This window comes from Rathayibacter sp. AY1D1 (assembly GCF_002932635.1).
GTDB lineage: Bacteria > Actinomycetota > Actinomycetes > Actinomycetales > Microbacteriaceae > Rathayibacter.
Genome location: NZ_PSVY01000022.1, coordinates 34,266 through 57,905 on the forward strand (window position 1 = coordinate 34,266; position 23,640 = coordinate 57,905).

The following is a 23,640-nucleotide window of genomic DNA, read 5'->3' on the forward strand; positions in this document are numbered from 1 at the left end:
GGCGCGGACCTCCACGCTAACGATGCTCCCGCTGGGCCGCACCCGCGATCGATCCGTCAGCAGCGGCCCGTCCCCGCGGCGGGCACGGGCCGCGGGCGACGGATGGACGCGGCGGCGGAGGCGCGACCCGTCCGCTGATCCCCTCGGCCACTGGCCCCGTCCAGGCGGTTAGGTTAGGTTAACCTTCGCAACCCACACCACCCCCTTCGAAGGATCGCCGTGCCCGCCACTCGCACCCCCCTCCGCCTGACCGCCGTCGCCTCGCTCGGCCTCGCCGCGCTGCTGCTCACCGCCTGCTCGGGAGGAGCCGACGCCGGCTCCGAGGGCACGTCCGAGAGCAGCGCCGCCGAGAGCAGCGAGGGCTTCCCCGTCACCGTCGACCACGCCTTCGGCAGCACCACCGTCGAGTCGGCCGACCGCGTCGTCGCGACGAGCTGGACCAACCAGGACGTGGCGCTCGCGCTGGGTGTGACCCCGGTCGGCTTCACCCGCGCCTCCTACGGCGACGAGGACGGCGACGGCCTGCTGGTGTGGACGAAGGAAGCGCTCGACGCCTCCGGCGCCGAGACCCCGACCCTGTTCGACGAGACCGACGGCGTGCCCTTCGAGGCGATCTCGGACCTCAGCCCGACCGTGATCCTCTCGGCCTACTCCGGCATCACCCGGCAGGACTACGACACCCTCAGCCAGATCGCCCCCACCGTCGCCTACCCGGGCCTGCCCTGGGGCACGACCTGGCAGGACTCCGCGAAGCTCGACGGCGCCGCGCTGGGCCTCGAGGACGAGGCCGTCGCGAAGGTCGGCGAGATCGAGAGCGACATCACGCAGACCACCGCGTCCTACCCGCAGCTCGCGGGCACCACGTTCATGTACGGCTGGTACGACCCGACCGACGCGAGCACCTTCACCTACTACACGCCGAACGACGCGCGCGTGAAGTTCGTCGAGGACCTGGGGCTGGACGTCGCCCCGAGCGTCGCCGAGCTATCCGGCGACTCGGAGGCGTTCAGCGGCACGATCAGCTCCGAGAACGCCGACCAGCTCGACGCCGACGTGCTCGTCGTCTACGGCGACGACACGACCCTCGCCGCGCTGCAGGCCGACCCGCTGCTCTCCAAGATCCCGGCCGTCGAGCGCGGCTCCGTCTACGTGCTGGAGGACGGCTCCTCCGCCGCCATGGCCACCTCGTCGCCGAACCTGCTCAGCATCCCGTGGGTGCTCGACGAGTACACCGCCGGCCTCGCCGCGGCCGCCGACAAGGTGTCGTGACCCGCACCGCACCCACCCGGAAGACGAGGGCGACCGCGCTGGCGGTCGCCCTCGTCGCGCTGGCCGTCGCCTCGGTCCTCTCGCTCGTGTACGGCTCCCGCGAGATCCCGCTCGGCGAGGTCTGGCCGGCGCTGACCTCGCCCGATCCGGCGTCCATCGTCGACGCGGCGGTGCAGGGGCGGGTGCCGCGGACGGTCCTCGCGATCCTGGTCGGCGCCGCGCTCGGGCTCGCCGGAGCCGTGATGCAGGGCCTGACCCGCAACCCGCTCGCCGATCCGGGCATCCTCGGCCTCAACTCGGGCGCCTCGCTCGCGGTCGTGCTCGGGATCGCCGGGGTCGGCGCGACGAGCCTGCCGCAGTTCATCTGGCTCGCGTTCCTCGGAGCCGCCGCCGCCGGGGCGTGCGTCTACGCGGTCGCGTCGCTCGGCCGCGAGGGCGCCACTCCGCTGAAGCTCGCCCTCGCCGGAGCCGCCACCGCCGCCGCGCTCACCTCCCTCATCAGCGCGGTCCTGCTCACCCAGGAGGCCACGCTGAACCGCTTCCGCTTCTGGCAGGTCGGCGGAGTCGGCGGCGCCGAGACCGCGAGCATCCTGCAGGTCCTCCCGTTCCTCGCGGTCGGCGCGGTGCTGGCCCTCTCCAGCGCGCGAGGGCTCGACGCCCTGGCGCTCGGCGACGACCTGGCGACCGGCCTCGGCCGGCGCGTGGGGCGCATCCGCCTGGTCGCGGGGCTCGCGGCCGTGCTGCTCTGCGGCGCCGCGACCGCGATCGCCGGACCGATCGGCTTCATCGGCCTGGTCGTCCCGCACCTCGCCCGCCGCGTCACGGGCCCCGCGCACGCCTGGCTGCTGCCCTCCTCCGCTCTGCTCGGCGCCCTGCTGCTGCTCGTCGCCGACGTGGTCGGCCGCGTGGTCGCCCGGCCGAGCGACGTCGAGGTGGGCATCGTGACCGCGCTGATCGGCGCCCCGGTGCTCATCGCGATCGTGCGCCGCTCGAAGGTGCGGGCGCTGTGAGGACCGCGGAGGCGCCCGCTGCGGTCGGCATCGCGGCCGGCCGCACGCTGCGCCGTCAACGCACGGTCATCGGCTGCGCGGTCCTCGCGGTGCTCGCGCTGGCGCTCGTCGTCGTCTCGCTCACGGTCGGCAGCACGGTCTACTCGGTGCCGGAGGTCGTCCGCGTGATCCTCGGCGAGACCGTGCCGGGCGCCTCCTTCACCGTGGGCACGCTGCGGCTGCCGCGCACGATCACCGCCGTCCTGGTGGGCGTGGGCTTCGGAATGGGCGGCGTGATCTTCCAGACGATGCTGCGCAACGCCCTCGCCAGCCCCGACATCATCGGCATCACCTCGGGGGCGAGCGCGGCGGCCGTCGTCGCGATCGCGTTCTTCGGGCTCTCGGGAGGCGCGGTCTCGGTGATCGCGGTCGCGGCCGGGCTCGCGACGGCCCTGATCATCGCCGGGCTGGCCGAGGGCGGCGGAGTGATCGGGGCGCGGCTGATCCTCATCGGCATCGGCGTCGCGGCGATGTTCCAGAGCGTGATCGCCTACGTGCAGACCCGCGCCGACTTCGAGGACGTCCAGGAGTCGCTGCGCTGGCTGACCGGCAGCCTCAACTCGGCCGCCTGGCCCTCCGTCCCGCCGCTCGCGCTGACGATGCTCGTGCTGGTGCCGCTGGCGCTGCTGCTCTCGGGCCGGCTCGGCGTGCTGCAGCTCGGCGACGAGTCGGCGACCGCGCTCGGGCTCGACGTGCGGCGCAGCCGGCTGGCCCTGCTCGCGGTCGGAGTCGGCCTCGTGGCCGTCGCGACCGCCGCCACCGGCCCGATCGCGTTCGTCGCCTTCGTCTCGGGGCCGATCGCGCGGCGGATCGTGCCGAGCGCGCGCACGCTGCTGATCCCCTCCGCCCTGGTCGGCGCGGTCGTGGTGCTCGCCGCCGACCTGCTCGCCCAGTACGTCGTCGGCGCGCTGTTCTCGGGCGCGCGCTTCCCGGTCGGCGTCGTCACCGGCGCCCTCGGCGCGCCCTTCCTGCTCTGGCTCCTCGCCCGCCGCAACCGCTCCGGAGGCTCCCTGTGACCGACGCCCCGCCCACCCTCTCCGCCGACGCGGTCACCCTCGCCTACGACGAGCGCGTCGTGGTCGACGGGCTCTCGCTCGCCGTGCCGCCCGGCCGGATCACGGTGATCGTCGGCGCGAACGCCTGCGGCAAGTCGACGCTCCTGCGCGCGATGGCGCGGCTGATCACCCCGCGCTCGGGGAGCGTCCTGCTCGACGGGCGCGCGATCCACCGGCTCCCGACGCGCCAGGTCGCGCAGCAGGTGGGGCTGCTGCCGCAGACCCCGATCGCGCCGGAGGGGATCGCCGTCTCGGACCTGGTCGCCCGGGGCCGCTACCCGCACCGGGGCCTCTTCGGCCGCGGCTCCGGATCGGACGACGACGCGATCGTCGAGGAGGCGCTGCGCGACACCGGCACGCTCGAGCTCGCCGACCGCCCCGTGGACGAGCTCTCGGGCGGGCAGCGCCAGCGGGTGTGGATCGCGATGGCCCTCGCCCAGCGGACCGACGTGCTCCTCCTGGACGAGCCGACGACCTACCTCGACGTGTCGCACCAGGTCGAGGTGCTCGACCTGCTCACCGACCTCAACCGCTCGCGCGGGACGACCATCGTGATCGTGCTGCACGACCTCAACCTCGCCGCCCGCTACGCCGACCACCTCGTCGCCGTGCGCGACGGAGCCCTGTACGCCTCGGGCACGCCCGCCGAGGTGGTGACGCCGGAGACGGTGCGCGCGGTGTTCGGGATGGAGTCGCGCGTGATCGAGGACCCGGTCTCGCGGACGCCGCTGGTGCTGCCGATCGGGCGCCACCACTCGGGCTGAGCCCGGCCGTTCAGACTGAGCGGTCAGGCCGGGGCCGCGGCCAGGGAGGCGCCGTCGACGAGCGTGCAGCGGAGGAGCTGCTGCTCCCGTCGCGCGGGGTCGCCCTCGATCAGGATCTGCACGGCGCGGCGGCCCATGTCGCGCCGGGGCAGCTCGAAGCCGGCCTGCCAGCCGGTGCGGTCGGCCGATCCGGAGAGCGACACCAGCGACAGGTCGCCCGGCACCGCCACCCCCTCGGCATCGGCGGCCTCCTGCAGGAGGACGAACTGCTCCTCCTGCTCGGCGAGGACGACCGTGACGCCCTCGGTGGCGATCCGGCGGATCCACTCCCGCGGCGACGCCTCCGGCCCCGGGACGAGGTGGAGGAAGCCGTCGCCGAGCTCGGCCCGCGCGCCGGCCATGCGGTCGGTGTACGACTCGACGCCCTCGCCGTGGCCGGCGTAGGCGAAGCGGGTGTGGCCGAGGGCGCGCGCGCAGGAGATCAGCTCGCGGACGATCGACGCGTAGTCGGCGGCCACGTAGGGCACGGGCCCGCCGGCGTCGTCGCGGCGGCCGACGCTGACGAAGGAGAAGCCGCTCGCGTTGAGGAACTCGAGCTCCTCACGGGGCATGCGCTGCCCGAGGAGGATGCAGGAGTCGGCCAGGCGCAGCCGGGTGGTGCCGCCGCTGAGGCCGCCGCGGCGGCCGCCGACACGGCCGCTGGTCAGCAGGAGGAGGTCGATGTCGCGGTTCTGCGCCTCCTCCTCGATGCCGGCGAGGAACGGGTGGAAGAAGTCCTCGCGGTCGAGCGGGAACAGGCTCTCGTAGGTGTAGACGCCGATCATGCCGGTGCCGACCTGCTTGAGGCGGCGCGCGATGGGGTCGGCGACGTACCCCGTCTCCTGGATCGCCTTGAGGATCCGCGCCCGCGTCGCCTCCGGGACCCGGGCGAGCTGCTCGCCCTTGTCGTTGAGCACGAACGACACCGTCGTCTGGCTGACTCCCGCGAGACGCGCGATGTCCTTCTGCGTGATCCGCGGCACCCGGACACCCCCGCTTCATCCTGGTAATAGGTATTACGTCTTGACCTCAGGCTACCGATGACGAAGGATCGCCGTACGCCCATCCGGGGCGAGAGAGGGCGGAACGTCGACGATGATGAATCCCGCAGACCCAGACAACCAGACCACGGCCTCCCCGAGGCCCGATCGGCAGCACAAGCCCGATCAGCAGCCCGAGCACGATCCGCAGCGCAGGCCCGACAACTCGCGCCGCCTCTTCCTCGCCGGGGGCGCCGCCGCCCTCGCCGGCGCGGCAGGGGCCGTCGGCGCCGCCACTCCGGCCGCCGCCGCGCCCCCGGCCGACGCTCCCGGGCAGAAGAAGCGCCTGAGCGTCACCGAGGGGCCGATCTCGCCGCTCGACAAGGAGTTCCGCTGGGACGACCGCGCCGGCGCCGACAACACCCGCGCGGTGCAGGCGGCCATCGACAAGGCGATGACCGCTCCGGGCGGCGAGGTGTCGCTGCCCGCCGGCGAGATCCGGGTGACGGGCCTCGCGGTCGACTACCGCGGCTACCCGGTGCAGCCCGAGAACGGGCCGCCCTACGGCTACGCCGGGCCGAAGATCGTCGGCGCCGGCATGCGCCAGACGAGGATCGTCCAGATCGAGGGCTCGACCCGCGACATCTTCACCGTCTCCGGCCAGACCGGCGACGCGGCCGGCCCCGCCAACAACAACAAGGCCACCGGCGTCGTCCTCGCCGACTTCGAGATGACGGGCACGCCCTCCGGCGGCCACGGGATGTCGCTGCGCTCGCTGGTCAACTGCGAGTTCCGCAACCTGTGGATCCAGAAGACCGGCAAGTCGGGCATCTTCCGCGAGCGCGCCACCTTCGTCTCGGGCGTCGACGACGAGTACTCGTACGCCAACTCCTGGAACAAGATCAAGATCGTCGCCCCCGCCGGCTGGGGCGTGGAGGACTCGGGCAAGGCCTCCATCGGCGGCTCGATGACCAACGTCGAGGCGATCAGCCCCGGCCTCGGCGGCTTCCTCCTCGCGCCGACGAACATGACGCTGCTCGACTGCCAGGCCATCGGCGGCACGGTCGGCCTCCGGTCGATCCGCAACGAGAACCGGCGCTCGGTCAACTCCGGCCTGACCCTGATCAACTTCCGCTCGGAGGGCTCCCGCGACGGCTGGGAGGTGCTGATCGAGGCCGGCACGAGCCACATGATCGTGAACCCGAACTTCTTCCCGACCTCGGGCGCGAACTGCCTCGGCGTCGGCCTGACGAACGGCGGAGCGGACTTCGAGGTGCGCAACCTCACCGTCCTCGGCGGCTTCTACGGGCTCAGCCTCGGCCGCTTCCCGCAGCAGAAGGCGATCGTGCTGGGCAGCGACTCCTCCCAGACGCGCCTCGTGAACCCGTTCATCGAGCGCGGCGCCGCGGGAGTGGACGAGGGCTCGCTGATCGTCGACGACGGACGCCTGACCTCGTTCGAGCTCGGCCGCGGCCGGGTGGAGCGCGCGGCCGGCTACACCACGATCGCCCGCGCCCCCGAGACCATCCCGACCCCTCCGGCCGGGCAGGTCAACGAGGGCTGGGAGCGCTCCGGCGACACCTGGCGGAAGGTGGCCGTCTTCCCCGACGGGCACCGCGTCGTCATCGCCTCCTGACCCCGGGCGGCGGCGCCCTCCGCGCCGCCGCCCTCCCCCACCGCACACGGAACGAGCACCAGAACGCATGCATGACGACAGCACCCGCATCGAAGCCCGCATCGCCCGCTTCCGCGCCGAGAGCCTCCGGCCGGCGATCCACCGGGCGGTCGAGCCGCTCGGGATCGAGTCGTGGACCGCTCCGGGCGAGCCGGTCCCCTTCGAGCAGGCGCGGGCCGCGTCCTACGCGCCCGCCCGCATCGGGGAGCCGTGGGGCGCCCCCTGGGGCACCGTGTGGTTCCACGTGCGCGGCGAGATCCCCGCCTCCTGGCTCGGCGTCGACGGCTGCGAGCCCGAGCTCGTCGTCGACCTCGGCTACACCGGCGCCCAGTCCGGCTTCGAGGCGGAGGGGCTCGTCTTCACCGCGACCGGCACGGTCGTGAAGGCCGTCGAGCCGTTCAACCAGTCGGTCCCGCTCGACCGGCTGCCCGGCCGCGAGGCGGGCGACCGCACGGTCGAGCTCTACATCGAGGCCGCCGCCAACCCGAACATCACCGGCGACTGGTCCTTCACCCCCACGGCGCTCGGCGGCCGCCCCGCCGACGGCGCCCTGCCGTCCGACCCGCTCTACCGCCTCCGCCGCCTCGAGCTCGGGCTGCTCGACCGGGAGGTCTGGGAGCTGGAGCAGGACATGGCCGTGCTCGTCGGGCTGATCGGGCAGCTGCCCGAGTCCTCCCAGCGCCGCGCCGAGATCGTGCGCGCCCTCGACCGCGCCGTCGACGTCCTCGATCCGGACGACGTGTCCGTCACCGCCGCCGCGGGCCGGGAGGCGCTGCGGACCGTCCTCGAGCGGCCCGCCTCGGCCAGCGCGCACCACCTGCACGCCGTCGGCCACGCCCACATCGACTCCGCCTGGCTCTGGCCCGCCCGCGAGACCGCCCGCAAGGTGGCCCGCACCTTCTCGAACGTCTGCGACCTGATCGAGCGCGAGGAGGGCTTCGTCTTCGCCGCCTCCTCCGCGCAGCAGTACGCGTGGCTGAAGCGCGACCACCCGGAGCTGTTCGAGCGCGTCCGCGGCCACGTGCTCGCGGGCCGCTTCGTGCCGGTCGGCGGGATGTGGGTCGAGTCGGACACGAACATGCCCGGCGGCGAGGCGCTCGTGCGCCAGCTGCTCGAGGGCAAGCGCTTCTTCCTCGACGAGTTCGGGATCGACACCGAGGAGGTCTGGCTCCCGGACTCCTTCGGCTACTCCGCGGCGCTGCCGCAGATCATCGCCGGAGCGGGCGGGCGCTGGTTCCTCACGCAGAAGATCTCGTGGAACGAGACCAACACGATGCCCCACCACACCTTCTGGTGGGAGGGCATCGACGGCACCCGCGTGTTCACGCACTTCCCGCCCGTCGACCTCTACAACTCCGACCTCTCCGGCGAGGACCTCGCCCGCGCCGAGCGCCAGTACGCCGAGAAGGGCAGCGGCACCATGTCGCTTGTGCCCTTCGGCTACGGCGACGGCGGAGGAGGCCCCAACCGCGAGATGATCGCGGCCGCCCGCCGCACGCGCAGCCTCGAGGGCTCGCCGACCGTCGAGCTGTCCACACCCCGCCGCTTCTTCGAGGAGGCGCAGGCCGAGTACCCGGACGCGCCCACCTGGTCGGGCGAGCTCTACCTCGAGTTCCACCGCGGCACCTACACGTCGCAGGCGCGCACCAAGCAGGGCAACCGCCGCAGCGAGCACCTGCTCCGCGAGATCGAGCTGTGGGCGACCACGGCCCTCGTCCGCGCCGGGGTCCCGTACCCGGCCGACGAGCTGCGCGAGATGTGGCGGACGGTCCTCCTGCAGCAGTTCCACGACATCCTGCCCGGCACCTCCATCGCCTGGGTGCACCGCGAGGCGGAGGAGAACTACGCCCGCATCGCGCAGCGGATCGAGGAGATGATCGCCGAGGCCGTCCGGGCCCTCGCCGGCGAGGGCTCCGCGGAGCTGCTGGTGAACTCCTCCCCCTTCGCCGTCGGGGGCGTGCCGGCGCTCGGCGCGGCCGCGGCCGACCCCGCCGCGGAGCACTCGGCCCCGACGCTCCGCTCCGACGGCGACGCCCACGTGCTCGACAACGGGCTCGTCCGGGTGCGGATCGGCGCCTCCGGGCTCCTCGAGTCGGTCGTGGACCTCGCGAGCGGCCGGGAGGTCGTGCCCGCCGGTGCCGCCGCGGGGCTCCTCCAGCTCCACCGCGACACCCCGAACAAGTGGGACGCCTGGGACCTCGACGACAACTACCGCCGCACGGTGGAGGACCTCGTCGGCGTCGACTCGGTCCGCGCCGGCACCGTGAGCGACCCGCTCGGCCGCGAGGTGCCGGCGGTCGTGATCACCCGCTCGTTCGGCGGCTCCACGGTCGTGCAGACCGTCTCGCTGCAGATCGGCCGGGCGGCCGTCGACCTCGGCCTCGACATCGACTGGCACGAGCGCCGCAAGCTGCTCAAGCTCGCCTTCCCGCTCGACCTGCTCTCGGACCGGGCGACGTCCGAGATCCAGTTCGGCCACGTGCACCGCCCGACCCACGTGAACACGACGTGGGACGCCGCCCGCTTCGAGACCGTCGCGCACCGCTGGGTGCACGTCGGCGAGCCGGGCTTCGGCGTCGCGGTCGTCAACGACTCCACCTACGGGCACGACATCACCCGCGACCGCGCCGCGGCCGGCACCCCGACGACCACGGTCCGGCTCTCGCTCCTGCGCGCGCCGCTGTTCCCCGACCCGGACGCCGACCAGGGCCGCCACCGCCTCGCCGTCTCGCTCGTGGTCGGCGCCGAGCTGCCCGACGCCGTCGAGGCCGGCTACGCGCTGAACACCCCGGTCCGCAGGCTGACCGGCGCCGCGCCCGTCGCTCCCCTGGTGTCGATCGACGACCCCTCGGTGATCGTCGAGGCCGTGAAGGCGGCGGACGACGGGAGCGGCGACGTGATCGTGCGGCTCTACGAGTCGCTCGGCCGCCGCGCCGCAGCGACCCTCCGCGCCGCCTTCGCCGCCCGGGCGGTCACCCGCACCGACCTGATGGAGCGTCCCACCGAGCAGGTCCGCATCGAGAGCTCCGTCGAGGCGGAGTCGGCCGACGTGCGCCTCGAGCTGCGTCCGTTCGAGATCGCGACGGTGCGCCTGGCGCGCTGAGCGCGAGGGGACGAGGGGCGGGAGCAGGCCGGGCCGGCTTGCTCCTGCCCCTGCGTCATGTGGTCTGCTCGATGCACACCGTCCCGATCGGAGAGGTCCCCCATGCAGTCGTTCCCCGCCCCGCCCCGCCAGGTGCAGATCGGCGACGCCGCCGCGTTCGCCGGCGTCACTCCGCGGGCGATCCGCCACTACCACCGGCTCGGCCTGCTTCCCGAGCGCGAGCGGGGCGGAGACGGTCGTCGGCGCTACGGCTACGACGACATCATCCGGCTGCTCTGGATCCGCCGCCTGGCCGACGCCGGGGTCGCGCTCGAGGACATCCGGGACGCCTTCGCCGTCGCAGCCCCGGCCGGCGCCGAGGACAGCGCCGACCGCGAGGACGAGGTCGCGGGCGTCCTCGCGCGGCTGGACGCCGCGCTCGCCGCGCAGGAGGAGGAGCTGCAGCGGAAGCGGGCCTCGGTCCGGCGCATGCGGACCCTCGGCGGCCGGCTGGGGCTGCTCGACGACATCGTCTCGCGCCGCCTCGAGGGCGCGCCCGAGGGCTCGCTGCGCCAGGCCGACCTCGACACCCTGCTGGTCACCGAGCGGATGTTCGGCCCGCTGGGCGCCGTCTCCCAGGCCGGCCGCTTCGTCGTCCTCGCCGCCGATCCGGCGCTGCGGGCGGAGGCCGACCGCGTCGACGCCGCCGAGGAGGCCCTCGACGACACGGTCGCCGAGGACGACCCCCGGGTGGAGCAGGTGGCGCAGGAGCGGCACGCCTTCGAGGCCCGGCTGATGCGCGTCGTCGAGGAGTCCGGTCAGCTCGAGGAGGACGAGGCGATCTTCGACGCGTGGGACGAGGCGCACCCGCCCGAGGACCCCGCGCCGGCCCCCGATCCCGCGCAGGGCTCCCGCGCCCGGAGCGCCGGCGAGATCATCCGGAGCCTGCCCTACGACGTCTCGCCGGCCCGCCTGCGCGCCATGGACCTGGCGATGCGGCTCGGGATGGAGGAGGCGCCGGCGTCCTGAGACGCGGGCTCACGCCCGCGCGGTCACCCGAGGACCTCCCGCAGCACCTCCAGCGCCCGCTCGCGGTCGCCGACCCCGCCGCCCTCGTGCCCGCTGTACGGCCACACGTCGATCGACGTCTCGCCGCCGGAGACGTTGTGGGAGGCGAAGACCGTCGAGGGCGGGCAGATCGGGTCCATCAGGCCGACCGAGCGGTGCACCCGGCAGCGCAGGCGCCGCGAGAAGTGGACGCCGTCGACGTAGGAGAGGGTCCGCTCGACGGCGTCGAGGTCCTCGGGGCGGGTCGCCAGGTAGCGGGCGATCTCGACGTAGGGCGCCTCGTTCGTGACGGTCGTGGCGCGGAGGACGTCGGAGAGGAAGGGCACCAGGGCGATCGCCGCGCGCACCCGGGGGCGCAGCGCCGCCGCGGCGGTCGCGAGCGCTCCGCCCTGGCTGCCGCCGAAGACCGACACCCGGTCCGGGTCCAGCCCGGGGAGCGCCTCCACGGCGTCGACGGCGAGCGCCGCGTCCGCGATCAGGCGCCGGTAGTAGTACGTCTCGGGCGACTCGATGCCGCGGGTCGTGACCCCAGGGTAGGCGGGGCCGCTGCCGTGGGGGTCGGGGGTGGCTCCGGAGCGGGCGAGGCGGCCGGCTCCCTGGCCTCGCGCGTCGACGACCAGGTGCGCGTACCCGGCGGCGGCGATCCAGAGGTGCTCGATCGGCCGGCCCCGTCCGCTGCCGTACCCGGGGTACTCGATCACCACGGGGAGCGGGGCGCCCGGGTCGACCGCGGGGGTCACCAGCCAGGCGGCGATCGGCTCGCCCGCGAAGCCGGGGAACCGCACGTCCCGCACCCGCACCAGCGGGAGGCCCGCGTCGACCGGCACGGCGCTGACGCCGGGGCCGCCCTCCCGCCCGAGCGCGAGGGTGGCCCGCCAGAAGGCGTCGAAGTCGTCGGGCTCCGCGACCTCCGCACGGAACTCGCGGAGGGCGGCGAGGGGGCGATCCGTGAACACCGGGTCAGCCTTTCAGACCGGAGTGCGCGAGCCCTTCCACGAACTGCCGCTGAGCGAGGAGGAACACGGCCAGCACGGGCACGACCGTCATCGTCGCCGCGGCGAGCTGCACGTCCCACATCTCCCCGCCGTAGGCGTCGGTGAAGCGGGTGAGCGCCTGGGGCAGGGTGAAGAGCTCGGGCGAGGTCAGGTAGACCGTCGGCTCGAGGTACATGTTCCAGGACCCGAGGAAGGTCAGGATCGCGACGGCCGACAGCGCGGGCTTGGACAGCGGCAGGAAGATGCGCCGCCAGATCCCGAAGCGGCCGAGGCCGTCCAGGCGCGCGGCCTCCTCGAGCTCGCCGGGCATCGCGATGAAGTACTGCCGCATGATGAACGTGCCCAGCACCGCCGGCGCTCCGACCATCGGCACCAGCAGCAGCGGCACGTGTGTGTCGATGAAGCCGAGCTGCCGGAAGATCTGGAACAGCGGGATGATCGTCACCTCCGTCGGCACCAGCAGGCCGGTCAGGACGACGAGGAACACCGCGTTGCGGCCTGGGAACGGGATCCGGGCGAAGGCGTAGCCGGCCAGGCTCGACACCAGCAGCGTGACCACGGTGACCGTGACCGCGATGTAGAGGCTGTTCCAGTACTGGAGCGCGAACGGCTGGAACCGGAACGCCTCGGCGTAGCCCGCCAGGCTCGGCGAGTCCGGCAGCAGGGTCGGCGGGTTCGAGAAGATCTCGTTCACCGGCTTGAACGACGAGGCGATCATCCAGAACGTCGGCACCGCGAACGGCAGCACGAGCAGGATCAGCGTCACGACGAGCAGGGCGGTCATGAGCGGGCTGCGGCCGCGGCGGCGCTTGACGGGCGGCTCCGGGACGGCTTCGAGGCGTGGCGTGAGCGGGGTCCCCTGCTCGACGACGGCGTCAGTTCTCATAGAAGACCCATTTCCTGCGCAGCTGCCACTGCACGACCGTGAGGATCAGGACGAAGAGGAGCAGCATCAGCGAGAGCGTCGCGCCGTAGCCGATGTCGCTGAACTCGAAGGCCTGTTGGAACACGTAGTAGACGAGCACTGTCGTCGACAGCTCCGGCCCGCCCTCGGTCAGGACGGCGACCTGCGCGAACGCCTGCAGCGAGCCGACGATCGTGAGGATGGCGGTGAGGAGCAGGGTGGGCGAGATGAGCGGGAGCGTGATCCGGAAGAAGATCGCGCGGGGGCTCGCGCCGTCCAGCCGGGCCGCCTCGTAGAGGTCGCCCGGCACCCCCTGCAGCGCGGCGAGGAAGAGCACCATGTTGACGCCGACGCTGCGGATGACCTGCGTGACGATGACGCTCGCCATCGCGGTGGGTCCCTCCTGGAGCCAGTTCGGCCCGTCGAGGCCGACCAGCGAGAGCAGGCCGTTGATCGCGCCGTTGTCCTGGAGGAGGAAGCCCCAGACGAGGGTCCAGGCGACCACCGAGATGACGACGGGCGAGAAGAAGAGCGTGCGGAACAGGGCGCCGCCCGGGATCCTCCGGTTCAGCAGCACGGCCAGGCCCAGCCCGAGGGCGAGGTTCAGGACGACCACTCCCCCGGAGAAGACCGCGGTCGTGCCGAGCACCGCGCCGATGCTCGGGTCGTTGATCGCCCGCTCGTAGTTCTCGCCGCCCACGAAGGTCATGGAGCCGGTGAAGACGTTCCACTCGTTGAGGCTGAACCAGACCGCGAGCCCGACGGGCAGCAGCACGAACACGATCACACCGAGCAGCTGGGGCGCGATGAAGAGCCAGCCGGCGAGCGCGTCGCGGCGCCGGAGGTTCCAGTAGGCGCCGGCGGGAGCGGATCGGCGGCTGTCCGTCGAGGTCGCGGTCACGGGATCACTTCCCCTGGAGGACGGGCGCGATGGCGTCGCAGACGCCTCCGAGCACCTCGGCGACGTCGGCGTCGGCCGACCACATGCGGTCCAGCGCCGTCTTGCCGACCGAGGTGATCTCGGCGGGGCTCGTCACCGGAGGGGTGGCGGACACGTCGGCGAGCTCGTCGACCACGACGCGGTCGAGCTGCTCGGCGCTGAGGCGGGTGTTGACCTTCGCCAGCTCCTCACCGGACAGCAGCGACTCGCGGGGCGGCGGGAAGAACTGCGCGAGCTTCGCGGAGTTCTCCGGGTTGGTCATGAATGAGAGGAAGCCGGTCGCCTCCTCCACGTGGTCGCCGCCTGCGAGCGCCGCCATGCCGGCCTGGCCGATGTTGCCGTACTCGCCGGCGGGGCCGACGGGCAGCGGGTAGATCTCGAACGGGAACGAGCCGTCGAGCAGGCTCGCGCGCGAGACCTGCGCGGTCGTGAACGCGGCGTCGCCGGCGAAGAAGTCCGCCGTCACGCCGGGTCCGGGGGTCGCGCCGCTGACGTAGACCGAGTCGTGGAAGAACTGGAACGCCTCCACCATCTCGGGCGAGTCCATCGTGCACTGGGTCCCGTCGTCGCTCCACGGCTGGGCTCCCCAGCCCGCCCAGAGGTTCGCGAGGCTCAGCCAGCCCGAGAAGTCGAAGTCGCGGATGATGTAGCCGGCCTTGCCGGTCGACTCGTTGACGGCCGCGCCGATGCGGTCGACGTCCTCCCAGCTGAGCGTCGCGGGGTCGACGGTCTGCCCGGCCTGCGCGATGAGGTCCTGGTTCACGTACAGCGCGAACGGCGAGTTGGAGAACGGGTACGCGTAGAGCTCGCCGTCCTGGCTGAACGACTGCGCCACGCTGGGCAGGATGTCGTCGTACTCGTAGCCCTCGGTCCCCTCGAAGGTCTCGGTCAGCGGAGCGAGCGCTCCGGCGTCGATCAGGTCCTTCGCGATGTCGCCGACCCAGGCGAGGTCGGGGGCGTTGCCGCCCGCGGCCTGCGTGGTCAGGGTCGAGTTGTAGTCCGCGAACGGGAGGGACTCGAAGGTCACGGACTCGATCTCGGGGTGGTCGGCGATGTACTCGTCGGCCATCGAGTCGAACAGGGCGAGCTGCTTCTCGTCGGAGGTCCAGACGGACATCCTCAGAGCGACGGGTGCTGAGTCGTCCCCGCCGCCGGCGGCGCCGCAGCCCGAGAGGGCGGCGATCACTCCGACTGCGGCGAGCGAGGCCATCAGCTTCTTCGCTGGTCTCATCGTCTCTCTTTCTCCAATGGTCTTCTCGGTGTTCCCGGTCAGTACCCGACGACGTCGGGCCAGTGGGTCTCTACGCCGCGCGACTCGAGCCTCGCCTGCAGGCGGGCGACGAGGGCGGGGTCGGCGGCGATCTCGTGGGGCGACAGGTCCTCGGCGAGGGCGAGGGCCGCCAGCTCGCCGACGGCCTCGCCGATGTTCCACTCCACGGGGTGGAGGCGGTACGCGCCGTTGGTGATGTGCGTCGTCCCGATGTTCTTGCCCCCGGGCAGCAGGTTCGTCGGGGTGCGCGGCACGAGGGCGCCGAGCGGGATCTCGAACGGCGAGCACTCCACGTCGAGGTAGTTGTCGCCTCCGGTGGTCGGGTGCAGGTCGATCCGGTACATGCCCACGCCGACGGAGTCGTCGAAGCGCGCAGGGATCCCCGTCCCGCGGGCGGCGACGGAGACGTCCTGCTCGCGCACCGTGGTGAGCGCGCGGATCCGGCGGGACTCGCGGATGTAGGGGGCCTGCGCGAGGCCGTCGGCGGTGCCCATCACGTCGCCGCGGAGCCGGAGCCCGGGCCAGCCGCGGCCGCCGTCGGGCCGGGGCGCCTCGGTCTGGAGCCAGTAGAAGTACGACAGCGAGAGCGCGCGGGCGCCGGCGAGGTGCTTCTCCGGCTCCGGCACGTCGAGGATCGAGCTGTCGAGGTAGTCGAGCATCGGCCAGTTCGCGAGCACGATGTCGCTGTCGAGCGCGCCCGGCCGGAGGGTCTCGGTCGCGAGGATCCGGCGGAACATCCAGAGGTCGGTGTCCCCGCCCTGCGCGCGCTGGTCCGCGGTGCGGGTGTCGCCCACGGCGTTCACGTGCATCGTGCGGGTCTCGGGGCGCAGCGTCCTCGGGTTCGGCGCGGTGAAGGAGAGGAGCTTCCCGCCCCAGAAGGGCACCTCGTACTCGTGCCAGTAGTCGTAGTCGGCCGGGCGCTCGATGGTGTGGTCGCCGTCCGCGCTGTCGAAGCCGAAGCACCAGGTGACGGCCTGCACGTTCATCGGGTCGGCGACGGCGGGAGCGCTGGGCTCGCCGTGCTCGTCGCGCGACTCGGAGCCCGTGACGTAGTCGACCTCCGCGAGGGGGAGCAGCTCCCCCGTCTCGGTCGCGTCGACCACGTACCGTCCGGAGACGGCGAGCTCCTCGCCCGAGACCGCGTCGCGCAGCAGGACGCGCTCGATCCGGCCCGGGCCGCCGTCGACGGCGAAGGGGACGACGCCGGTGACGACGCGGATCGCTCCGCTCGAGCGGTAGGGGGCGAGCATCTCGTCGAGCACGGCGACGGCGACGCGGGGCTCGGCGCAGAGCCGGCTCACGAGTCCGCGGCCGGGGTTCAGGCGGTCGTCGCGCATCGCCTCGGCGGTGAGGGGGTAGTTGCGGCGGTAGTAGCCGCGGATGCCGTCCCGGAGGCGCCGGTAGTCGGCGGTGACGCCGAACTGCTCGACCCAGGTGTGCTCGTCCGGCGGGACGCCCTGCGAGGTGAGCTGACCGCCCAGCCACGGGTACTGCTCGGTCAGCACGACCGAGAGGCCGTTGCGGGCGAGGGCGATTGCCGCGGCCACTCCTCCGAGTCCGCCGCCGATCACGGCGACATCTGCTTGCATCGGGGTCACGCGTCCGCCTCGTCCTCGTCGACAGTCTGGGTCATCGGCGTACTACCCACGGGTAATACGTATTGCCGATTGATTAGACCGTAACGCACGAGTGTACGGTTGGCAACGGTCTCCGCCGTTCCGAGCGACGCCGCGGCGACCCGCGGGCGTCCTCAGCCGGGAGTGGGCCGGATGTCAGGGCTCGGTGGCATGCTCGACCCCGAGCGCGGCCGGCGGGCGGCGGCGCGGAGCGGAGCGGAGCAGCATGATCGGGTTGGATCTCACCGGGCGCACGGCCCTCGTCACGGGGTCGGGGCAGGGCATCGGACTGGCCATCGCGACGACGCTCGCGGAGGCGGGCGCCGAGGTGATCGTGAACGCCCGCTCCGAGCGGTCGATCCGCCGGGCGATCGAGGCCGTCGGCGCGGCGGTGCCGGAGGCGCGGGTGCGCGGAGTCGCGGCCGACGTGTCGACGGAGAAGGGCACGGCCTCCCTCCTGCGCGCGGCCTCGGAGGTGGACGTGCTCGTCAACAACCTCGGGATCTTCGGCTCCGCCGATGCGCTCTCCATCGACGACGACGAGTGGCGCCGCTACTTCGAGGTCAACGTGCTCACCGGCGTGCGCCTCACCCGCGCCTACCTCCCCGGGATGATGGGGCGCGAGTGGGGTCGCGTCCTCTACATCGGCAGCGACTCCGCCGTCGTCACGCCCGCCGAGATGATCCACTACGGAGTGTCGAAGACCGCGCTGCTGGGCGTCTCGCGAGGCTTCGCCAAGGCCGCCGCCGGCACCGGGGTGACGGTGAACAGCGTGCTCGCCGGGCCGACCCACACGGGCGGCGTCGAGGACTTCGTCTACGAGCTGGTCGACCGCGAGCTGCCGTGGGAGGAGGCGCAGCGCGAGTTCATGCGCCTGCACCGGCCGCAGTCGCTGCTGAAGCGCCTCATCGAGCCGGAGGAGATCGCCCACATGGTGGCGTACCTCGCCTCCCCGCTCGCCTCGGCCACCACGGGCGCCGCCGTGCGCGTCGACGGCGGCTACATCGACTCGATCGTGCCGTAGCGCGCGCTCCCGGGGCTTCCCGGGGCGCCGGCCGTCAGCGCGGAGGGGCGACAGAGCCGCCGGGGCGCCACGGGCCGCCGATGCGCTCCTGGAGGAGCGGCGCCGCCGGGTCGGCGAGGCGGGCGAGCAGCGCCTCCACTCCGCGGCGGCCGAGCTCGCGGCCGGGCGCGACGAGCAGGTCGAGCGCCGGGTCGGCCAGGTCGGCGACGTCGGGGTCGGAGGCGAGCAGGACGATCGAGAGGTCCTCGGGCACGCGCAGCCCGCGGTGCCGCACCTCGTGCGCGAACCCGACGGCGGCGCCCCCGTTGACGATCACCACGGCGGTCGCGGAGGCGGGGTCGAACGAGCGGGCGAGGGTGCGGCCACCGGCGGGCGACTCCTCGCAGCGCAGCAGCACGCCCTCGACGCCGCGGGCCGCGCAGGCGAGCGCGAACGCCTCCTGGGTGCGCGCGTAGGGGCCGAAGTCGGCCGCGGCGTCGCGGTCCGGGCCGAGCACGAGCGCCACCCGCGCGTGCCCCAGGCCGGCGAGCCGGCCGAGCGCCTCCTCGACCATCCCCTCGAAGTCGATGTCGACCCAGTCGAGGGCGGACGGGTCGCGGGTGCGCCCGATGAGGGCGAAGGGCGTGCCGGAGTCCCGCAGGACCGGCACGCGCTCGTCCTCGCTGGTGACCTGCATCAGCACGACGCCGTCGATCAGGCCGTCGGCGCGCAGGTCGGCGAGGCGGTCGGAGCCGCCGACCGTCGGCCACAGGACGATCGAGTGGTCCTGCTCCGCCGCGGCCTCGGCGGCTCCGAGCAGGAACGAGGTGGCGGTGTTGAGCGGCCGGCTCGACACGAGCGGATAGACGACCGCGACGATCCCCGAGCGGCGCCGCGCGAGGGCGCGGGCCAGGGCGTGCGGCCGGAAGCCGAGCTCGTGCATCGCCGCCCGCACCCGCTCGCGGGTCTCGGGCGAGACGGGCTTGGTGTCGTTGACCACGAACGACACCGTCGCGATCGAGACCCCCGCGAGGCGCGCGACATCCCTCATCGTGGCCACCGCGCCTCCTCCGCTCGCGCCGCCCGGCCGTGGTTGACGCGGGGCGGACGTCTCCCGCATCCTAGGAGACGCGGCCGGTAAAGCGGTTAACCCCGTGTCGGGCCGCCCACCGCCGCACCGTCTCCACCGTCGAAGAAGGAACACCGTGACCACACCCTCCTCCCCCGTCCGCGTCCTCGTCTGGGGCGAGAACCGCCATGAGCAGATCGAGGAGAAGGTCCGCGCGATCTACCCCGACGGCATGCACAGCACGATCGCCGACGGCATCCGCGAGAACCTCGGCGAGCGCGCCACCGTCTCCACCACCACGCTCGACGAGCCCGAGCACGGCCTCACCGAGGACGTCCTCGACGCCACCGACGTGCTCGTCTGGTGGGGCCACATGGCCCACGGCGACGTCTCCGACGAGATCGTCGAGCGCGTCCAGCGTCACGTCCTCTCGGGCATGGGCCTCGTCGTCCTGCACTCCGGCCACTGGTCGAAGATCTTCGGCAAGCTCATGGGCACCACCTGCACGCTGCGCTGGCGCTCGGAGCAGGACCGCGAGCTGGTCTGGACCGTCGACCCCACGCACCCCATCGCCCAGGGGATCCCGCACCCCTTCCTGATCCCGCAGCAGGAGATGTACGGCGAGTTCTTCGACGTGCCGGCGCCCGACGAGCTCGTGTTCCTCTCGACCTTCACGGGCGGCGAGGTCTTCCGCTCCGGCATGACCTGGAAGCGCGGCCACGGGCGCATCTTCTTCTTCTCCCCCGGCGACCAGGACTACCCCGTCTACCACCAGGCCGAGGTGCGCCGCGTGATCGCGAACGGCGTCGAGTGGGTGCGCTCCTCGCGCCCCGAGCGCCGCCTCCCGGTGCTGCAGCGCTACGAGACCGAGGACTTCCACAACGGCCAGGACTACGAGGGAGCGCTCGTCCGATGACGGTCCGCCTCGTCCAGGTCGGCGCCGGCGCGATGGGCCGCGCCTGGATCCGCACCATCCGCGACTCCCCGGACGCCGAGCTCGTCGGCCTGGTCGACCTCGACGTCGACCTCGCCACGGCTGCCGCGGAGGAGGAGGGGGTCGGCCCGGTCGCGGTCGGCACCTCCGTCGCCGAGGTCGCCGCGCGCTCCGGCGCCGACGCCGTGGTCAACGTGACCGTGCCGCGGGCGCACCTGCCCGTCAGCTCGGAGGCGCTGTTCGCCGGGCTGCCCGTGCTCTCCGAGAAGCCGATCGCGCCGACCATCGCCGAGGCGCTGGTGCTCGCGGCGACGGCCGAGGCCTCGGGCCGGCTCCTGATGACCAGCCAGTCGCGCCGCTACTACGCGGCGATCACCGCCTTCCGCGAGCAGATCGCCGGGCTCGGGCAGCTGGGCACCGCCTCCGTGCACTTCGCGAAGGCGCCCCGCTTCGGCGGCTTCCGCGACGAGATGGACCACGTGCTCCTGGTCGACATGGCGATCCACGCCTTCGACGCGGCGCGGTACCTGCTCGACAGCGACCCGGTCGCGGTCTACTGCGAGGAGTACAACCCGGGCTGGAGCTGGTACGCCGACGGAGCCGCGGCGAGCGCCGTGTTCGAGTTCGCCGGCGGAGTGCGCTTCAGCTACACCGGCAGCTGGTGCGCCGACGGCCTCGAGACCTCGTGGAACGGCGACTGGCGCGTGAACGGGGCCGGCGGCACCGCGCACTGGGACGGCGACGGCGCTCCGGAGTGGCAGTCGCGCGAGTCGGAGGCGGTGCGGACCGCCACGCTCGAGCCCGTGCCCGAGGAGATCGCGGGCTCGCTCGCGGAGTTCGTGCGGGTGCTGGGCTCGGGGGCGGTGCCCTCGGGCGAGGTGCACTCGAACGTGCGGAGCCTCGCGATGGTGGAGGCGGCGGTCCGCTCCTCCGAGACGGGTGCGCGGGTGCGGCTCGACGACGTGCTGGAGGAGGGGTACGCGGAGGCGCTGACGCTCGCGCGTGACGAGCGAGTCCGCGCGGCCCTCGGCTCCTGGGGCTCGGCCGCGGAGGGCCTCGCGCGCTGACCACGCCGCCTGGCGGATCTCGAGGCGTCCGTGCGGCGGACTGCGGCACGCGGCGTCTCGAGACCCCCGCCCGGTCGCGGCTCCGCCACCGCGCGTTCGCCGGGCGGACACCTGCGGGCGGCGGGGCGTTCACCGGGGGCGGCCAGCGTGGGCGGGTTCCTTCGAAGCCGCTCAGGAGACCCGTGTCCTCTCGTCACACCCGCACCAGCACCCGCACCGCCGCCCTCGCCCTCACCGTCACCCTCGCCGGCTGCACCCTCGGAGCCGCGGCCCTGCCCGCCTCCGCCGCGGGCGACTCCTTCTTCACCCGCATCGCCACGGTGCCGGCCTACCTGAACGCGGCCGACCCGTCCGCCGACTCCGCCGTCGCCGAGATCTCGAGCGCGTCGCCCGACGGCCGCCTGGTCTACTCGACGGACTCCGCCGGGCAGCGCATCGACGTCCTCGACATCTCCGACCCCGACGCCCCCGAGCCGCTCGGCGGCGTCGGCGTGGGCGGCGAGCCGACCTCGGTCTACGCGACCGGCGAGTACGTGCTCGCGGTGGTCGACACGAGCGACGGCGACTTCGCGAACCCCTCCGGCCACGTCAGCGTGCTGCACGCCGACGAGCTCGCGCCCGTCGCGAGCATCGAGCTCGGCGGCCAGCCCGACTCCATCGACGTCACCACCGACGGCTCGACCGCGGTCATCGCGATCGAGAACCAGCGCGACGAGGACCTCGCCCCCGAGGGCGGCGAGGAGGGCGACCTCCCGCAGGCGCCCGCCGGGGAGCTCGTGGTGATGGACCTCGCGGGCGACCCCTCCGCCTGGGTGCCGGAGCACGTCGACCTCACCGGTCTCGCCGGCCTCGACACCGCGTCGGACCCGGAGCCCGAGTACGTCTCGATCAACCCCGCCGACACGGCCGTCGCCGTGACGCTGCAGGAGAACAACGCCGTCGCGATCGTCGACCTGGCCACCCGCTCCGTCACCGCCTCGTACACCGCGGGCACCGCCTCCGTCAGCGGCATCGACACGCTCGACGACGACTCGATCTCGCTGACCGGCTCGATCACCGACGTCCCGCGCGAGCCCGACGCGATCGGCTGGGTCGGCGACGACCACGTCGCGATCGCGAACGAGGGCGACTGGAAGGGCGGCACGCGCGGCTGGTCGATCCTCGACGCCGCGACCGGGGCCGTGCAGTGGGACGCCGGGAACTCGTTCGACCACCTCGCGGTGCGCCTCGGGCTCTACCCGGACAAGCGCTCCGACGCGAAGGGCTCCGAGCCCGAGGGCCTGCTCTCGGCCACCTTCGACGGCGTCCCCTACGTGTTCGTCGGCGCCGAGCGGGCCAACTTCGTGGCCGTCTACGACGTGTCGGAGCCGACCGCGCCGCGCTTCGTGCAGGCGCTGCCCTCGACGCCCGGCCCGGAGGGGCTGCTCGCCCTGCCCGAGCGCGACCTGCTGGTCGTCTCGAGCGAGACGGACGACGCCGAGGCCGCCGTCCGCGCGAGCGTGCAGCTCTACGCGCTCGGCGCCTCCGCCCCCGCGTTGCCGACCGTGCTGTCGGCCGACGTCGACGGATCGCCGCTGCCCTGGGGTGCGCTCTCGGGCCTCTCGACCGACCCGGCGGCGCCCGACCGCCTGTACGCGGTGACCGACAGCGCCTACGCGCCGAGCACCCTCCACTCGATCGACACCTCCGTCTCGCCGGCGCTGCTCGACACGACCCTCACGGTGACCGAGGGCGGCGAGCCCGCCGCTCTGGATCTGGAGGGGATCGCCGCCCGTGTCGACGGCGGCTTCTGGGCCGTGACGGAGGGCGGGACAGGCGACGGCAACGCGCTCCTGCGGCTCGACGCGGACGCCGCGGTGACCGAGCGGATCGCCCTGCCCGCGGAGCTCGCCTCCGCACTGGGCAAGCAGGGCTTCGAGGGAGTGACCGTCGAGGACGGCGCCGCCGGTGAGATCGTCTGGACGGCGCTGCAGCGCGAGGCCTCGATCGACGCCGACGGAGTGGTCCGGATCGGGCGCTACGACGTCGCCGCCGACAGCTGGAGCTTCTTCGGCTACCCGCTGGAGGCCGTGTCCGGGGCGGACGGCGACTGGAACGGGCTCTCGGAGATCACGCTGACCCCCGCGGGCACGCTCGCGGTGATCGAGCGCGACAAGCTCAACGGGCCGGACGCCGTGCTGAAGGCCGTGTACACGGTGCCGCTGCCGATGGAGGCCGGCGCGGCGGTCGGCGAGACGCTGCCGATGCTCGAGAAGACCCTCGCGGTCGACGTGCTGCCCGCGTTGCAGGCCGGGAACGGCTGGACCCAGGAGAAGCTCGAGGGCCTCGGGATCACCGGCTCCGGCGAGGTGTTCGCGGTGACCGACAACGACGGCGTGGACGACGCGAACGGCGAGACGGTGCTCGCGTCGCTCGGCTCCGCGGACTCCGTGTTCGGGACGGGGACGGTGCCGACTCCGGGACCGACTGTTGGGCCGACCGTCGAGCCGACGGTGGCGCCGACGGCTGAGCCGACCATGGCGCCGACCGCGCAGCCCACGGCCGAGCCGACCCGCACGCCGGCTCCTGCTCCGGCCGGCGCCGTTCCTCCGCGGACCGGCTCGGGACTCGCGAGCACCGGCGTCGAGACGGGCTGGACCGCCGCGGCGGCTCTCGCCCTGCTCGCCGGTGGAGCGCTCGCGCTCGGAGTCACGCGCCGCCGCCGCGACGCGCGCTGACGGACGCCGACGGCCCGGGGGACAGTGTCCTCCGGGCCGTCGGCGTTCCCGCCGCGAGCGGGGCGGGTGGGGCGAGTGGTCGGGTGTCAGCTTCCGGTGTCAGCTTCCGGTGGGGGCGTCCTCGGTGTCGGGAGAGGTGCTCTC

Annotated in this window: 18 protein-coding genes; 11 read left to right on the plus strand and 7 right to left on the minus strand. The window is 73.5% G+C overall.

Going from position 1 to position 23,640, the window contains the following annotated elements; translation table 11 throughout:
- Positions 1-219 precede the first annotated feature (219 nt).
- The 4 genes from C5C56_RS13140 to C5C56_RS13155 are packed head-to-tail and all read left to right on the plus strand — an operon-like array spanning position 220 to position 4,137.
- Positions 220-1,269, plus strand: coding sequence for an iron-siderophore ABC transporter substrate-binding protein (locus C5C56_RS13140; protein ID WP_181027213.1), 1,050 nt, complete (start codon positions 220-222; stop codon positions 1,267-1,269).
- Positions 1,266-2,279 (plus strand): iron ABC transporter permease, encoded by a 1,014-nt coding sequence (locus tag C5C56_RS13145; protein WP_104319753.1) that lies wholly within the window; start codon positions 1,266-1,268, stop codon positions 2,277-2,279. The genes C5C56_RS13140 and C5C56_RS13145 overlap by 4 nt, the downstream gene beginning before the upstream one ends.
- Complete coding sequence (locus C5C56_RS13150) at positions 2,276-3,334, plus strand: iron chelate uptake ABC transporter family permease subunit (protein WP_104319754.1); 1,059 nt, start codon at positions 2,276-2,278, stop codon at positions 3,332-3,334. The genes C5C56_RS13145 and C5C56_RS13150 overlap by 4 nt, the downstream gene beginning before the upstream one ends.
- A complete protein-coding gene (locus C5C56_RS13155; protein WP_104297731.1) occupies positions 3,331-4,137 on the plus strand; it encodes an ABC transporter ATP-binding protein in 807 nt (268 codons plus the stop codon). The genes C5C56_RS13150 and C5C56_RS13155 overlap by 4 nt, the downstream gene beginning before the upstream one ends.
- 23 nt (positions 4,138-4,160) lie before the next feature.
- Here the strand turns inward: C5C56_RS13155 and C5C56_RS13160 are convergent, their stop codons facing one another.
- A complete protein-coding gene (locus C5C56_RS13160) occupies positions 4,161-5,159 on the minus strand; it encodes a LacI family DNA-binding transcriptional regulator (protein WP_104319755.1) in 999 nt (332 codons plus the stop codon).
- Between the two features lie 112 nt (positions 5,160-5,271).
- Here C5C56_RS13160 and C5C56_RS13165 point away from each other — a divergent pair, with 112 nt between their 5' ends.
- The 3 genes from C5C56_RS13165 (at position 5,272) to C5C56_RS13175 (ending at position 10,942) form a co-directional block, all read left to right on the plus strand.
- Positions 5,272-6,792, plus strand: coding sequence for a hypothetical protein (locus C5C56_RS13165; protein WP_104288675.1), 1,521 nt, complete (start codon positions 5,272-5,274; stop codon positions 6,790-6,792).
- Positions 6,793-6,859: 67 nt separating this feature from the next.
- Positions 6,860-9,934 carry a glycoside hydrolase family 38 C-terminal domain-containing protein gene (locus C5C56_RS13170; RefSeq protein WP_104319756.1) on the plus strand — a complete coding sequence of 1,025 codons (3,075 nt, stop codon included), beginning with the start codon at positions 6,860-6,862 and terminating at the stop codon, positions 9,932-9,934.
- 102 nt (positions 9,935-10,036) lie between these two features.
- Complete coding sequence (locus tag C5C56_RS13175; protein WP_219813896.1) at positions 10,037-10,942, plus strand: MerR family transcriptional regulator; 906 nt, start codon at positions 10,037-10,039, stop codon at positions 10,940-10,942.
- Positions 10,943-10,965: 23 nt separating this feature from the next.
- On the opposite strand, the gene C5C56_RS13180 is transcribed toward C5C56_RS13175, so the two are convergent.
- Genes C5C56_RS13180 through C5C56_RS13200 form a run of 5 tightly spaced genes read right to left on the minus strand, consistent with a single transcriptional unit; the run spans position 10,966 to position 16,679 of the window.
- Positions 10,966-11,937: an acetylxylan esterase gene (locus C5C56_RS13180; protein ID WP_104319758.1), complete on the minus strand. Its 972-nt coding sequence runs from the start codon at positions 11,935-11,937 to the stop codon at positions 10,966-10,968.
- A 4-nt stretch (positions 11,938-11,941) separates the two neighbouring features.
- Complete coding sequence (locus C5C56_RS13185; RefSeq protein ID WP_244229554.1) at positions 11,942-12,862, minus strand: carbohydrate ABC transporter permease; 921 nt, start codon at positions 12,860-12,862, stop codon at positions 11,942-11,944.
- Positions 12,852-13,781: a carbohydrate ABC transporter permease gene (locus tag C5C56_RS13190; protein ID WP_104234014.1), complete on the minus strand. Its 930-nt coding sequence runs from the start codon at positions 13,779-13,781 to the stop codon at positions 12,852-12,854. Before C5C56_RS13190 ends, C5C56_RS13185 begins: the two co-directional genes overlap by 11 nt.
- Positions 13,782-13,785: 4 nt before the next feature.
- Positions 13,786-15,051, minus strand: a complete 1,266-nt coding sequence (locus C5C56_RS13195; RefSeq protein WP_104224315.1) for a sugar ABC transporter substrate-binding protein — start codon at positions 15,049-15,051, stop codon at positions 13,786-13,788.
- Positions 15,052-15,089: 38 nt separating this feature from the next.
- A complete protein-coding gene (locus tag C5C56_RS13200) occupies positions 15,090-16,679 on the minus strand; it encodes an FAD-dependent oxidoreductase (protein ID WP_104319760.1) in 1,590 nt (529 codons plus the stop codon).
- A gap of 256 nt (positions 16,680-16,935) precedes the next feature.
- On the opposite strand from C5C56_RS13200, the gene C5C56_RS13205 reads away from it, so the two are divergent.
- On the plus strand, positions 16,936-17,730 hold the full coding sequence (locus tag C5C56_RS13205; protein WP_104319761.1) for an SDR family NAD(P)-dependent oxidoreductase: 795 nt from the start codon (positions 16,936-16,938) through the stop codon (positions 17,728-17,730).
- Between the two features lie 34 nt (positions 17,731-17,764).
- Here C5C56_RS13205 and C5C56_RS13210 read toward each other — a convergent pair whose 3' ends face one another.
- Positions 17,765-18,760, minus strand: a complete 996-nt coding sequence (locus tag C5C56_RS13210; protein WP_258063691.1) for a LacI family DNA-binding transcriptional regulator — start codon at positions 18,758-18,760, stop codon at positions 17,765-17,767.
- A gap of 154 nt (positions 18,761-18,914) precedes the next feature.
- Between C5C56_RS13210 and C5C56_RS13215 the strand changes: the two genes are divergently transcribed.
- The 3 genes from C5C56_RS13215 (at position 18,915) to C5C56_RS13225 (ending at position 23,496) form a co-directional block, all read left to right on the plus strand.
- The gene (locus tag C5C56_RS13215) at positions 18,915-19,694 is read left to right on the plus strand and encodes a ThuA domain-containing protein (protein ID WP_104224317.1); all 780 of its coding nucleotides are present in this window, start codon (positions 18,915-18,917) and stop codon (positions 19,692-19,694) included.
- Complete coding sequence (locus tag C5C56_RS13220) at positions 19,691-20,779, plus strand: Gfo/Idh/MocA family protein (RefSeq protein WP_104267971.1); 1,089 nt, start codon at positions 19,691-19,693, stop codon at positions 20,777-20,779. Before C5C56_RS13215 ends, C5C56_RS13220 begins: the two co-directional genes overlap by 4 nt.
- Before the next feature lie 182 nt (positions 20,780-20,961).
- Complete coding sequence (locus C5C56_RS13225; RefSeq protein ID WP_104319759.1) at positions 20,962-23,496, plus strand: esterase-like activity of phytase family protein; 2,535 nt, start codon at positions 20,962-20,964, stop codon at positions 23,494-23,496.
- The last annotated feature ends 144 nt before the right edge of the window (positions 23,497-23,640 follow it).

Excerpts from the sequence above, each read along its gene's own strand:
- C5C56_RS13165 (WP_104288675.1), top strand. The coding sequence starts at position 5,272 with ATGATGAATCCCGCAGACCCAGACAACCAGACCACGGCCTCCCCGAGG.
- C5C56_RS13170 (WP_104319756.1), top strand. The coding sequence starts at position 6,860 with ATGCATGACGACAGCACCCGCATCGAAGCCCGCATCGCCCGCTTCCGC.
- C5C56_RS13175 (WP_219813896.1), top strand. The coding sequence starts at position 10,037 with ATGCAGTCGTTCCCCGCCCCGCCCCGCCAGGTGCAGATCGGCGACGCC.
- C5C56_RS13185 (WP_244229554.1), bottom strand. The coding sequence starts at position 12,862 with ATGAGAACTGACGCCGTCGTCGAGCAGGGGACCCCGCTCACGCCACGC.
- C5C56_RS13195 (WP_104224315.1), bottom strand. The coding sequence starts at position 15,051 with ATGAGACCAGCGAAGAAGCTGATGGCCTCGCTCGCCGCAGTCGGAGTG.
- C5C56_RS13200 (WP_104319760.1), bottom strand. The coding sequence starts at position 16,679 with ATGCAAGCAGATGTCGCCGTGATCGGCGGCGGACTCGGAGGAGTGGCC.
- C5C56_RS13210 (WP_258063691.1), bottom strand. The coding sequence starts at position 18,760 with ATGAGGGATGTCGCGCGCCTCGCGGGGGTCTCGATCGCGACGGTGTCG.
- C5C56_RS13220 (WP_104267971.1), top strand. The coding sequence starts at position 19,691 with ATGACGGTCCGCCTCGTCCAGGTCGGCGCCGGCGCGATGGGCCGCGCC.